Here is a 12,827-nt window from a genome sequence, read left to right as displayed (position 1 = left end):
ATAACGTTAGGTAAAAAGAGAACAAGTCGGCATCGCTGCGCAACTTGCCGGTTGGACAGAAATTAAGCAAAAATCAAGGTTTCCAGTGTACGAAATTCCGATACAGCTGCAAACCCGCAGCGGCACTTTTTTCCGGATGGAATTGCGTTGCAAAAATATTATCGCGGGCGACGGCACAGGCGAACGGCTCGCCGTAGACGGTCTCGCCCACGGTGTGAGCCGATTGGCCCGGTTGCGCGTAATAGCTGTGCACAAAATAAAAGTAAGCCTGCTCGTCTATGCCGTCCCAGAGCGGATGCGCGGCCTTCTGATGGACGCGGTTCCAGCCCATCTGCGGCACCTTGAAACGCGAGCCGTCCTCCTGCGTCTGACCGTCGAGCCGGAAGCGCACCACCTTGCCCGGCAACAAACCAAGTCCCGGCGTATCGCCTTCCTCGCTCCAGTCGAACAACATTTGCTCGCCGACGCACACGCCGAACAGCGGCTTGTTGCGCGACGCATCGATCACGGCCTCCTGCAAACCGGACTCGCGCAGGCAACGCATGCAGTCCGGCATGGCGCCCTGGCCCGGCAGCACGATGCGGTCGGCGGACTGGATATCGGCCACTTCGCCGGAAATGCGCACATCGGCTTCAGGCGCGACATGACGCAGGGCTTGCGCGACCGAGCGCAGGTTGCCCATCCCGTAATCCACTACAACAATTTTATTCATAGTAAAGAATGCAAAAGCACAGAAAGTGCGAACGAAGGAACCTGCTATCGCAGCGGTTCCGCCGGCCGGCTCACATTACAGACTGCCTTTGGTGGAAGGAATCGTTCCCGCCGCGCGCGGATCAAGCTCGATCGCCATGCGCAATGCACGGCCGAAAGCCTTGAATACGGTTTCGCATTGATGGTGCGCATTGATGCCGCGCAGGTTGTCGACATGCAGCGTGACCTGCGCATGATTGACAAAGCCATGGAAGAATTCGCTGGTCAGATCGACGTCGAAGCCGCCGATCATCGAGCGTGTAAACGGGATGTGGTACTCCAGGCCCGGACGGCCGGAGAAATCGATGACCACGCGCGACAGCGCTTCGTCGAGCGGCACGTAGGCATGGCCATAGCGGCGGATGCCCTTCTTGTCGCCGATGGCCTTGGCAAAAGCCTGGCCGAGCGTGATGCCGACGTCTTCCACGGTGTGATGCGCATCGATGTGCAGGTCGCCCTTGGCCTGGATGTCGAGGTCGATCAAACCATGGCGCGCGATCTGGTCCAGCATGTGATCAAGGAAAGGCACGCCGGTGTCCAGCTTTTGCTGGCCGGTGCCATCCAGGTTGATCGCGACGCGGATTTGCGTCTCGTTGGTGTTGCGGACGACTTCTGCAGTTCGTGGAGTTGACATGATCAGGGTAAAACAGACATTACAAAAATGATTCCCGGCTGAGCTCTTGAAGCGTGTCTTTCAGCGCGGCCAGGAACAGGGCATTCTCTTCGGGTGTGCTGACATTGACTCGCAGGCAATTTTTCAGCAATGGATGCATTTTACCGGCATTTTTGACTAATACCTTACGTTGCAGCAGTCCTGCAAACACTTTATCCGCATTTGCCAGTCGAATCAGCAAGAAATTGGCGGCGGAAGGGAAAACTTCAATGCCGCCGACTGCGATAATCGCCGCTGTCAGGTCCGTGCGCGCGCGGCGCAGTGCCGCCGCCTGCCGGTCCAGCTCGGCCGTATGGTCGAGCACGAACTCCGCCGCGGCCTGGGTCAGCACGTTGATATTGTAAGGAGGCCGCACCTTGTCGAATTCCTGCAACAAGGCGCCGCCGGCGGCCATGTAGCCGAGACGGATGCCGGCCAGCCCGAGCTTGGAGACGGTGCGCATGACCACCAGATTGTTGAATTCCGGCAAGCGCGGCATGAAACTCTCTTGCGCGAACGGCTGGTAGGCCTCGTCGACCACCACGATGCCATTGTCGCCGACGGCGCGGATGATCGCCTCCATGTCGCCCGCATCGTACAGCGTACCGGTAGGATTGTTCGGATAGGCGAGATAGGTAATCGCCGGCCGATGTTCGGTAATTGCCGCCAGCATGGCGTCGAGATCGAGCGTGAAGTCAGCCTTGAGCGGCACGCCGATGTAGTCGAGGCCGGCGAACTTCGCCGACACGCCATACATCACGAAACCCGGCTCCGGCGCCAACACCTTGGCGCCCGCTTTGGCGCATGCCACGGAAACGATGGAAATCAATTCGTCCGAACCATTGCCCAGCAATACGTCGAAACCTGCCGGCACGCCCATGTGGCGGCACAGCTTGGCCTTCAGCTGCGTGTAGGACGGCACCGGATAGCGATTGAGCGCGACCTCGGCCAGACGCTGCCCCAGTTCCTCGCGCACGGCCTGCGGCAAGATATAAGGATTTTCCATCGCGTCGAGTTTGACGAAGCCGGCGGCATCCGGCACCGGATAAGCCGACAGCGCGCGCACGTCGGCGCGGATGATGTTTTCAACCAGTGACTTGCTCATGGGATGTCTGTGTCGATGTGGAATCCAGTTCGGCCACGCGCTGCGCGATCAATTCGCAATAAGCCGGGTTCAGTTCAAAGCCGACAAACCGGCGGCCGCAGCGTCTTGCCGCCACCGCCGTCGTGCCGCTGCCCATGAAGGGATCAAGCACCACGCCGCCCGGCGGACACGACGCCTTGATCATGCGTTCGACGATTTCCAGCGGCTTTTGCGTCGGATGATCGGCGCGCTCCTTGTGCTCGCGATGCAGGCGCGACACGCTCCAGACGTCCTTCGGGTTGTAGCCCATTTCCAGCCACTTGGCGCCGACGAAGATAGAACGCGAACGCGCCTTCTTGGTCTCGGCGTCGTAAGGAATGCGGATGGCGTCGAGGTCGAAGTAATAATCCTTGGCGCGCGCAAAAAAACCGATGGTGTCGTGCACCGACGAATACTTGCGGGTGCTGCCGCCCATCGACGGCACGCGGCGGTCCCAGATGATTTCGTTGAGCATGGTCATGCGACGCTTGAGCATGACGAAAATTTCCGGCGAGTAACGCCAGGTCAGAAAGATGTAGAGGCTGCCGTTCGGCTTGAGCTTGGGAATGGCGGCAGTGATCCACTGCTCGGTCCACGCCAGGTAAGCCTCGGTATCGAGCTTGTCGGAGTCGTTGCCGTAATCCTTGCCGAGGCCGTACGGCGGATCCGCGATCAGCAAATCGATCTGGCCATCGGGAATGCGCGCCAAGCCATCCAGCGCATCTTCGCAAAAAACGCGGTCGAGCCAGCTCATCGCAGGCCTGGCTCAACGCGGCGCGTTGTCATTTGAGACGATACTCCGCAGAACGCGCGTGCGCCTGCAAGCCTTCGCCATAGGCCAGCTCTGCAGCCACCCTGCCCAGCGTCTGGGCGCCGGCTTCGCTGACCTGGATGATGCTGGAGCGCTTCTGGAAATCGTAGACGCCCAGCGGCGACGAGAAACGCGCCGTACGCGAGGTCGGCAGCACGTGATTCGGGCCGGCGCAATAATCGCCCAGCGACTCCGACGAAAAACGGCCGAGGAACATGGCGCCGGCGTGACGGATCTTGTCGGCCCATTGCTGCGGCTCTTCAGCGGAAATTTCCAGATGCTCGGCGGCGATCATGTTGGCGATCTCGCAGGCTTCATCCATGTCGCGCACCTTGATCAGCGCGCCGCGATCGGTCAGCGAGGTGCGGATCACGTCCTTGCGCGGCATGGCGTCGAGTTGTTTGTTGATGCTGGCTTCCACCTTCGCGATGTAATCGGCGTCCGGGCACAACAGGATGGATTGCGCCAACTCGTCATGCTCGGCCTGCGAGAACAGGTCCATGGCGATCCAGTCGGGATCGGTGCTGCCGTCGCAGATCACGAGGATCTCCGAAGGGCCGGCGATCATGTCGATGCCGACCGTACCGAACACGCGGCGCTTGGCGGCGGCGACGTAGGCATTGCCGGGACCGACGATCTTGTCGACTTGCGGAATGGTGTCGGTGCCGTAAGCCAGCGCGCCGACGGCTTGCGCGCCGCCGATGGTGAAGACGCGGTCGACGCCCGCGATCGCCGCGGCGGCCAGCACCAGTTCGTTCTTCACTCCGCCCGGCGTCGGCACCACCATGATGACTTCCTGCACGCCGGCCACCTTGGCCGGGATGGCGTTCATCAATACGGACGACGGATAGGCGGCCTTGCCGCCCGGCACGTAGATGCCGACGCGGTCGAGCGGCGTGACTTTTTGTCCAAGTACGGTGCCGTCGGCTTCGGTGTAGAGGAAACCGTCGGAGCCGCATTCCTGCTTCTGGCGCGCGTGATAGGCGCGCACGCGATCAGCAGCGGTTTGCAGGGCATCGCGACGCGCAGAGGGCAGACCAGCCAGCGCCTGCCGCAACTCATCCTGGCCGATTTCCAATGCCGCGACATCGGTGGCAGTGAGACGATCGAAACGATTGGTGTATTCCAGCACCGCGGCATCGCCACGCGTCTTGACGTCAGCCAGGATGCCCGCAGCGGCGCGATCGATGGCTTCGTCTTCGCCGGCCTCGAAGGCCAGCACGGCAGACAGCTTCGACTTGAAGCCGGATTCGGTGGAATCGAGTTTTCGGATGACTATGCCCATGATGTGCCTTTGCTGCTGACCTTCAATGCTTGCCGGTGCTGATGTGTATTTATGCGTTTGCCTGCGAGGCTTTTTCGAATGCTTCCAGAATCGGTTGCAGACGTTCGCGCTTCAATTTCAGTGCAGCCTGGTTCACGACCAGGCGCGATGAAATTTCCATGATGTGCTCGACTTCAACCAGCTTGTTGGCGCGCAAGGTGCCGCCGGTGCTGACGAGGTCGACGATGGCGTCGGACAGGCCGACCAGCGGGCCCAGCTCCATCGAGCCGTACAGTTTGATCAGGTCGACGTGCACGCCCTTGGCGGCGAAATGCTCGCGCGCCGTCTTGACGTATTTGGTCACCACGCGCAGACGCGCGCCCTGGCGCACCGCGCTGGCGTAGTCGAAACCGTCCTGCACCGCGACCGACAGGCGGCACTTGGCGATGTTGAGGTCGATAGGCTGATACAGGCCTTCGCCGCCATGCTCCAGCAACACGTCCTTGCCGGCCACGCCGAAGTCGGCCGCACCGTATTGCACGTAAGTCGGCACGTCCGAGGCGCGCACGATGATCACGCGCACCGCCGGATCGTTGGTCGGCAGGATCAGCTTGCGCGAGGTCTCGGGATCTTCGGCGACTTCGATGCCGGCGGCTTTGAGCAGCGGCAGCGTTTCTTCGAAGATGCGTCCTTTGGACAGTGCGAGGGTGAGTTGCTGGGTCATTTTTTTGTACGGCTGATTTAAAACTGAGCTGCGGCTGAGTTGCAGCTGATTATTTAACGCGTTCGATCCGGGCGCCGATCGACGACAATTTGTTTTCCATGCGATCGTAACCGCGGTCGAGGTGATAGATGCGCTCGATCAGCGTCTCGCCTTGCGCGGCCAGGCCGGCGATCACCAGCGACGCCGAAGCGCGCAGGTCGGTCGCCATCACCGGCGCGCCGACGAATTTCTCGACGCCCTTGACGATCGCGGTGTTGCCTTCGATGTCGATGGCCGCGCCCAGGCGATTCAGTTCCTGCACGTGCATGAAGCGGTTTTCGAAAATCGTTTCGGTCACGTGGCTGGTGCCTTCGGCGATACAGTTCAGCGCCATGAATTGCGCTTGCATGTCTGTCGGGAAGCCCGGGTATTCGGTGGTGCGGAAGCTGACCGCCTTCGGACGGCGCGCCATCTGCACGCGAATCCAGTCGTCGCCGGAAGTCAGGATGGCGCCGGCTTCGCGCAGCTTGTCCAGCGCCGCGTCGAGCAGGCTGCTGCGGGTGTTCTTGAGCGTGACGTCGCCGCCCACTGCCGCCACCGCGCACAGGAAGGTGCCGGTCTCGATACGGTCGGCGATGACGGTGTGCGATGCGCCGTGCAGCTTGTCGACGCCCTGGATCACCAGACGGTCGCTGCCGATGCCTTCGATCTTCGCGCCCATGGCCACCAGCAGGTGCGCCAGGTCGCTGACCTCAGGTTCGCGCGCGGCGTTTTCCAGCACGGTTTCGCCTTCGGCCAGGACTGCCGCCATCAGCAGGTTTTCCGTGCCGGTGACGGTGATCATGTCGGTGACGATGCGCGTGCCCTTGAGGCGCTTGGCCTTGGCGTAGATGTAGCCGGCGTCGATGGTGATCTCGGCGCCCATCGCTTGCAAGCCCTTGATGTGCTGGTCGACCGGGCGCGAACCGATGGCGCAACCGCCCGGCAGCGATACCTTGGCTTCGCCGAAACGAGACAACAAGGGACCCAGCACCAGAATCGAGGCGCGCATGGTCTTGACCAGCTCGTACGGCGCTTCCAGCTTGGTGATGTCGCCGCCGTTGAGGGTGACGCTGTGATCGTTCTGCTCCGCGCGCAAACCCATCTGGCGCATCAGCTTGAGGATCGTGGTCACGTCCTGCAGGTTCGGCACGTTCGACAGATTGAGCGTATCGGCGGTCAGCAGACCGGCGCACAGGATAGGCAACGCGGCGTTCTTGGCGCCGGAAATGACGACGTCGCCGGAGAGGCGATTGCCGCCGCGGATTAAAAGCTTGTCCATGAAAAAGCTAGGCCTTATTTCTGAAATTCTTCGGGAGTGAGGGTCTTCATCGACAGAGCGTGAATTTCCTCGCGCATGCGGTCGCCGAGCGCCGCGTAAACCAGTTGATGACGCTGGATCAGGCGTTTGCCGGCAAAGGCGTCGGACACGATCACGGCGGTGAAGTGCTGGCCGTCGCCTTCAACTTCAAGGTGCGAACAGGCCAGGCCGGCAGCGATGTAATTCTTAACAAGTTCAGGTGTGGGTAGCATGGTGCGGCTCTTCACTAGGTAATCAATATGCAAACGGCCTTGGCCGTCAGTGTGCGCCGGTGCGCAATTTGTAGCCGCTCTTCAACATGCGTACCGCCAGGGTCGCCAGCACGACGAAGAAAACGGCGACGATGCTGAGGCTGATCATGGGGTCGATATCGGACTGTCCGAAGAAGCCGTAGCGGAAGCCATCGATCATATAAAAAAACGGGTTGAAATGCGAGACCGTTTGCCAGAATGGCGGCAGCGAATGGATCGAATAAAACACGCCGGCCAGAAAGGTCAGCGGCACGATCAGGAAATTCTGGAACGCCGCCAGCTGGTCGAACTTTTCGGCCCAGATGCCGGCCACCAGCCCCATGGTGCCGAGAATGGCCGCGCCCAGCAAGGCGAAGATCACGATCCACCACGGCGCTACGAAACTCAGGTGACCGAACCAGGCCGTCACCACGAACACGCCGGCGCCGACGATCAGGCCGCGCACGACCGCCGCCAGCACGTAGCCGCCGAACATTTCCCAGTGCGACAGCGGGGTCAGCAGCACGAACACCAGGTTGCCGGTGATCTTGGACTGGATCAGCGACGACGAGCTGTTGGCGAAGGCGTTTTGCAGCACGCTCATCATCACCAAGCCGGGCACCAGGAAGCCGGTGTATTGCACGCCCGGATAGACCTGCACGCGATCCTGCAGCACATGGCCGAAAATCAGCAGATACAGCATGGCCGTCATGATCGGCGCGGTCACGGTCTGGGTTGCGACTTTCCAGAAACGCAACACTTCTTTGTAAAACAGGGTTTGAAAACCGGTCATTTGGCACCTTCCATGATCTGGATGAAGACGTCTTCCAGATCGGCCTGTTGCAGCTGCATGTCGTCGATGACGGCGCCGCCCTGACGCAACGCCGACAGAATCGGCTCGACGTCGTTGTAGTCGTTCACGCGCAACGTGTATTTCAAGCCCGACAACAATTCTTCGGGATGCGTCGCCAGCGCGCGCAAGCTGTCGGGCAAGCCGCCCGACTTCAGGCGCAACACCAGTTGCGAACCGGAAATACGCTTGATCAGCGCATCGGTTGAATCGAGCGCCACGACCTTGCCCAGCTTCAGCATGGCGATGCGGTTGCACAGCGCCTGCGCTTCTTCCAGATAGTGCGTGGTCAGGACGATAGTGTGGCCTTCGCGATTGAGACGGCCGATGAACTTCCACAAGGTCTGGCGCAATTCGACGTCGACGCCTGCGGTCGGCTCGTCGAGCACGATCACGGGCGGCTTGTGCACCAGCGCCTGGGCCACCAGCACGCGACGCTTCATGCCGCCGGACAAGGCGCGCATGTTGGTGTCGGCCTTGTTGGTCAGGTCGAGGTTGTCCATTACCTCATCGATCCACTTGTCGTTGTTCTTCAGGCCGAAATAGCCGGACTGCATGCGCAAGGTCTCGCGCACGGTGAAGAACGGATCGAACACCAGTTCCTGCGGCACCACGCCGAGCTTGGTGCGCGCGGCGCGATAGTCGCTGACGACGTCATGCCCGTGGATGGTGACCGAACCCGAATCGGCGCGATTCAAACCCGCGATGATGGAAATCAGCGTGGTTTTGCCGGCCCCGTTGGGGCCGAGCAGGCCGAAAAACTCGCCCTCTTCTATCGAGAGCGAAACACCGCCCAGCGCTTGCAGCGACTGGTAGCGTTTTTCGACATTGTTAATCTGTAGAGCAGCCATTTTTTTGGTGCGCTTTTAGGACACGGTGAGAAAACAAAACATGCCGCAAGCCTTTTGCATCAAGGCAATACTCGGTGCGGCGAAACGTTGGATTATAGGGGATTTCCGATCTTGCAGCCGGAACGGCAAAGCAAAGAGGGGCGCTGAAGGGGAACGCTTACTACCGGCCTGATGGCCCGATGACAACGGGAAGGAGATCAGTGATGTCGGTCTGAAGCCGAGGTCGGCGCACCCAGCAGGGAAGCAGCGCCGTACAAGTCGACCAGGCTTTGCAGATTGGCCGGCAGGACGCCGAACTGCAAAGCCAGGCCTTTTTGTTTTGCCGCGCGTTGCCAGGCCAACAATGTCGCCACGGCGGACGAATCGACCGTCGCCACGTCGCTCAGGTCGATTGCCGACTGACCGCCTGCAATGGCTTGCAAGCCTGCCGCCAGCGTGGCAGTGGCATTGTCGACGGTCAGCGTGGCGCCTGGTTTGAACATGGCAAGGTTTCCTGTGGGTTTACCGTAGTGCGACGATTACTTCTTGGCGGAAGAACGGGCAGCCAGCTGCTTGTTCTTGTCCGACAGGCTCTTGATCAGGCCGTCGATGCCGCCCTTGGTGATTTCGCTCTGGAACGTGCCCTTGTAGGCTTCCACCAGCCATGCGCCCATGACGTTGACGTCATACAGCTTCCAGCCGGTCGCCAGTTTTTCCAGGCGATAGCTCAGCTGGATCGGTTCGCCGCGCGACTGGATCACTTGCGAGCGGACTTCGACTTCGGTGTCTGCAGGATCTGCGCGCAGCGGCTTGTATTCGATCTTCTGGTCACGCACTTGCGACAACGCGCCGGAGTAGGTGTAAATCAGCAGGCTGCGGAATTCGGTCATCAGCTGTTTTTGCTGTTCCGGCGTCGCCTGGCGCCAGTAGCGGCCGGCTGCCAGCGCAGTCATGCGCTCGGAGTCGACGTAGGGCAGGATTTTTTCTTCAACCAGCGCGACAATGCGACCGATGTTGCCGGCCTGGATGTCCTTGTCGCTCTTGGCGGTGTTCAGCACGTCTTCGCTGATGCGCTTGACCAGGGCGTCCGGCGCTTCTTGCGCGGAAGCGGCAGAAGCGAATGTCAGTGCGGAAACCGACAGGGCGATTGCCAATAATTTAGAGAGCATGTTCATAGTCTATAGATCCATTGATTAACTGCTTGCGCCGACCACGGCGGCCACTTTGCCACAATTGGAGCCCGCATGGCGTTGCCGGTTCCAAACGGATACGGGAAACAGCAGTTGGTGGCATTCCCCGTTTTTTCAAGTGACGCCGGGCGCATTTGCAGCGCCCGGCTTGAGCCAGCAGTATTGCTGACAGTGCACTGTTACGGCTTGACGACTTCTTCCTTGGTCGACTTGCCATCGTCCTTGTTGCCGTCGATCTGCGACTGGCGGCTTTGCAGATACGTATCGCGAACGAAATCGTACTTGTCCAGAGCGGCGTCTTCCAGCAGGTTGGACGCATCCAGCAACTGCGCGCGCTTGTCGATCACGCGCACCACGGAACCGACGTTACGCCAGCGCACCGGCTTCTTGTAGCTCCACAGATCGCCGTAGAAGTCGGCAGGCAAAGCAGCGGTGTCGCGCACGGTCGACGGGCCCAGCAACGGCAGCACGACATAAGGACCGGAGCCTACGCCCCACTTGCCCAGCGTCTGGCCGAAATCGGATTTCTGCTTCGGCAGGCGCGCTTCGGTACTGACGTCCAGCACGCCGCCGAGGCCGAAAGTGGTATTGACGGCGACGCGCATGAAGCTGGTCACGCCGGTTTCGACACGACCTTGCAGAATCTGGTTCACGGCCGACCACAGGTCGCCGATGTTGCCGAAGAAGTTGCCGATGCCGGTCTGCACGAACTCGGGCAGGACGAATTGATAAGCCTGTGCGGCCGGCTTCAACGCCACCTTGTCGACCGTATCGTTGAAACTGAACATCGCGCGGTTGAAACCTTCGAGCGGATCGTTCGGGTTGTTAGACGTTGCGCAACCACTGAGCGCGGCGACCATGGCCAGCGTACTGATGCGAGCTGCGGTTTTCATTTTGAATTATCCTTTCCCTCTGCTGCCTTGCTATATAAGAACTGGCTGATCAGGTTCTCCAGCACGATCGCCGATTGCGTCAGCTTGATCGTGTCGCCCGCCGCCAGATTTTTTACATCACCCCCCGGTTCGATACCGATGTATTGCTCCCCAAGCAGACCCGAAGTCAGGATCTTGGCGGAACTATCTTTTGGAAACTGATAACGCTCGTCCATGTTGAGCGTCACCAATGCCTGAAATGTCTTGTCGTCGAACCTGATCGAATCGACCCGGCCGACCACCACGCCGGCGCTCTTGACCGCCGCGCGCGCCTTGAGGCCGCCGATGTTGTCAAACTTGGTCGTGATCGCGTACGTCTTCTGGCTAAACGAGAACGAGTTCATGTTGCCGGCCTTCAGCGCCAGGAAAATCAAAGCTGCTGCGCCCAGCAAGACAAACAAACCCACCCACACGTCCAATGTTTTACGTTGCATACCTTGCCATCCTAAAAATCAATCCGAAGTCTGCGATGCGAAATGCATGATCGTGACCCGCTTTGTTGCAGACTTGCCTTTTCACCTGCCGACCGTCTTGCTCAGCTGAACATCAGCGCCGTCAGCAAGAAGTCCAGTCCCAGCACCATCAGCGAAGCGATCACCACGGTGCGGGTCGTCGCCCGCGCGACGCCTTCGGGCGTCGGCTTGGCTTCATATCCTTGGTACAGGGCAACAAAGGTTACCGCAATACCGAAAACCACGCTCTTGAGCACGCCGTTGGCAATGTCGTTCCAGACATCCACGCCGCCCTGCATCTGCGACCAGAACGCGCCTTCGTCCACGCCGATCATGAGCACACCCACAATATAACCACCGATCACACCGACAGCACTAAAAATTGCCGCCAGCACGGGCATGGCAACAACACCCGCCCAGAAACGCGGCGCAATCACGCGCTGCAAAGGATCGACCGCCATCATTTCCATCGCGGAGAGTTGCTCGCCGGCTTTCATCAGGCCGATTTCCGCCGTCAGCGAGGTGCCGGCGCGACCGGCGAACAGCAAGGCCGTCACCACCGGACCGAGCTCGCGCGTCAGCGACAAGGCCACCAGCAAGCCCAGCGCCTGTTCGGAGCCGTATTTATTGAGTGTGTAATAGCCCTGCAAACCCAGCACGAAACCAACGAACAAGCCCGAGACTGCAATGATCACCAGCGAGTAGTTGCCGATGAAGTGGATCTGGTCCGTGATCAGACGCGGACGGCGCCACAGGCCGCCGGACGAACGCACCACGGTCCAGAACATGCGCGCGGCGAAGCCGAGACCCAGCACGAACTCGCGCACGGTACGACCGATTGCAGCGAAGAAACCTGAAATCATTGCTGCCCTCCCAGGCCGACGTCCTCTGCCAGCGAGCGGCCCGGATAGTGGAACGGCACCGGACCGTCGGCCTCGGCGTGCACGAATTGCTTGACGTAAGGATCCTGCGAGGCGCGCATCTCGTCCGGCGTGCCTTGCGCGACGATCCTGCCTTCCGAGAGGAAGTAGACGTAATCGGCGATGGCGAACGATTCATTGACGTCATGCGACACCAGGATCGACGTCGATCCCAGCGCGTCGTTGAGCTTGCGGATCAGGTTGGCGGTCACGCCCATGGAAATCGGATCGAGACCGGCGAACGGCTCGTCGTACATGATCAGCGCCGGATCCAACGCAATTGCACGCGCCAGCGCCACGCGGCGCGCCATGCCGCCGGAAATCTCGGCCGGTTTCAGGGCCGCGGCATTGCGCAGGCCGACGGCGTTGAGCTTGAGCAACACCAGGTCGCGAATCAGTTCTTCCGGCAGATTGGTATGTTCGTGCAGCGGGAAAGCGACGTTGTCGAACACCGTCATGTCGGTAAACAGCGCGCCGTTCTGGAACAGCATGCCCATCTTGCGGCGCAACAGATAGAGTCCGGAGGTATCCAGCGTCGGCACGTTCTGGCCGTCCACGGCCAGGCTGCCGGATTGCGGCCGCAACTGGCCGCCGATCAGGCGCAGGATCGTGGTTTTGCCGGAACCGGAACCGCCCATGACGGCGATCACTTTTCCACGCGGGAAGTCCATGCGGAGGCCCGACAGGATCGGGCGGTCCCCATAACCAAAGTGTAAGTCTCGGATTTCTACGATGTTAGGCAAGACGAGTACCAAGAATT

The 12,827-nt window shown here is 60.4% G+C and carries 16 protein-coding genes; all 16 read right to left on the bottom strand.

Annotation, left to right across the window (positions count from 1 at the left end):
* Positions 1–73: 73 nt before the first annotated feature.
* Entirely contained in the window at positions 74–712 is a 639-nt protein-coding gene (gene hisH / locus PMI16_RS11515; protein WP_034380027.1) for an imidazole glycerol phosphate synthase subunit HisH, read from the bottom strand.
* A gap of 75 nt (positions 713–787) precedes the next feature.
* Positions 788–1,384, bottom strand: a complete 597-nt coding sequence (hisB, locus tag PMI16_RS11510; RefSeq protein ID WP_007879636.1) for an imidazoleglycerol-phosphate dehydratase HisB — start codon at positions 1,382–1,384, stop codon at positions 788–790.
* Between the two features lie 19 nt (positions 1,385–1,403).
* Positions 1,404–2,507: a histidinol-phosphate transaminase gene (hisC, locus tag PMI16_RS11505; RefSeq protein ID WP_007879633.1), complete on the bottom strand. Its 1,104-nt coding sequence runs from the start codon at positions 2,505–2,507 to the stop codon at positions 1,404–1,406.
* Positions 2,488–3,279: a DNA-methyltransferase gene (locus tag PMI16_RS11500; RefSeq protein WP_007879626.1), complete on the bottom strand. Its 792-nt coding sequence runs from the start codon at positions 3,277–3,279 to the stop codon at positions 2,488–2,490. The genes hisC and PMI16_RS11500 overlap by 20 nt, the downstream gene beginning before the upstream one ends.
* A gap of 28 nt (positions 3,280–3,307) precedes the next feature.
* Positions 3,308–4,621, bottom strand: coding sequence for a histidinol dehydrogenase (gene hisD, locus PMI16_RS11495; protein ID WP_007879624.1), 1,314 nt, complete (start codon positions 4,619–4,621; stop codon positions 3,308–3,310).
* Between the two features lie 49 nt (positions 4,622–4,670).
* Positions 4,671–5,324, bottom strand: a complete 654-nt coding sequence (gene hisG / locus PMI16_RS11490) for an ATP phosphoribosyltransferase (protein WP_007879623.1) — start codon at positions 5,322–5,324, stop codon at positions 4,671–4,673.
* A 49-nt stretch (positions 5,325–5,373) separates the two neighbouring features.
* Complete coding sequence (gene murA, locus PMI16_RS11485) at positions 5,374–6,624, bottom strand: UDP-N-acetylglucosamine 1-carboxyvinyltransferase (protein ID WP_007879621.1); 1,251 nt, start codon at positions 6,622–6,624, stop codon at positions 5,374–5,376.
* Positions 6,625–6,638: 14 nt separating this feature from the next.
* A complete protein-coding gene (locus tag PMI16_RS11480) occupies positions 6,639–6,875 on the bottom strand; it encodes a BolA family protein (protein ID WP_007879619.1) in 237 nt (78 codons plus the stop codon).
* 46 nt (positions 6,876–6,921) lie between these two features.
* Entirely contained in the window at positions 6,922–7,686 is a 765-nt protein-coding gene (locus tag PMI16_RS11475) for an ABC transporter permease (RefSeq protein WP_007879616.1), read from the bottom strand.
* Positions 7,683–8,594, bottom strand: a complete 912-nt coding sequence (locus PMI16_RS11470) for an ABC transporter ATP-binding protein (protein WP_007879615.1) — start codon at positions 8,592–8,594, stop codon at positions 7,683–7,685. The genes PMI16_RS11475 and PMI16_RS11470 overlap by 4 nt, the downstream gene beginning before the upstream one ends.
* 197 nt (positions 8,595–8,791) lie before the next feature.
* Entirely contained in the window at positions 8,792–9,076 is a 285-nt protein-coding gene (locus PMI16_RS11465) for an STAS domain-containing protein (RefSeq protein WP_007879613.1), read from the bottom strand.
* A gap of 36 nt (positions 9,077–9,112) precedes the next feature.
* Positions 9,113–9,748, bottom strand: a complete 636-nt coding sequence (locus PMI16_RS11460; protein WP_007879610.1) for an MlaC/ttg2D family ABC transporter substrate-binding protein — start codon at positions 9,746–9,748, stop codon at positions 9,113–9,115.
* Between the two features lie 194 nt (positions 9,749–9,942).
* Positions 9,943–10,656: an MlaA family lipoprotein gene (locus tag PMI16_RS11455; protein ID WP_007879609.1), complete on the bottom strand. Its 714-nt coding sequence runs from the start codon at positions 10,654–10,656 to the stop codon at positions 9,943–9,945.
* Positions 10,653–11,129, bottom strand: a complete 477-nt coding sequence (gene mlaD / locus PMI16_RS11450) for an outer membrane lipid asymmetry maintenance protein MlaD (RefSeq protein ID WP_007879608.1) — start codon at positions 11,127–11,129, stop codon at positions 10,653–10,655. The genes PMI16_RS11455 and mlaD overlap by 4 nt, the downstream gene beginning before the upstream one ends.
* A gap of 101 nt (positions 11,130–11,230) precedes the next feature.
* The gene (gene mlaE / locus PMI16_RS11445; RefSeq protein WP_007879607.1) at positions 11,231–12,010 is read right to left on the bottom strand and encodes a lipid asymmetry maintenance ABC transporter permease subunit MlaE; all 780 of its coding nucleotides are present in this window, start codon (positions 12,008–12,010) and stop codon (positions 11,231–11,233) included.
* Positions 12,007–12,810, bottom strand: a complete 804-nt coding sequence (locus tag PMI16_RS11440; protein ID WP_081493407.1) for an ABC transporter ATP-binding protein — start codon at positions 12,808–12,810, stop codon at positions 12,007–12,009. Before PMI16_RS11440 ends, mlaE begins: the two co-directional genes overlap by 4 nt.
* Between the last annotated feature and the right edge of the window lie 17 nt (positions 12,811–12,827).

Source organism: Herbaspirillum sp. CF444 (genome assembly GCF_000282135.1).
In the GTDB taxonomy this organism is placed as follows: domain Bacteria; phylum Pseudomonadota; class Gammaproteobacteria; order Burkholderiales; family Burkholderiaceae_D; genus Herbaspirillum.
Note: the sequence above shows the minus strand (reverse complement) of the source record. Positions and strands in the feature narration are given on the sequence as shown.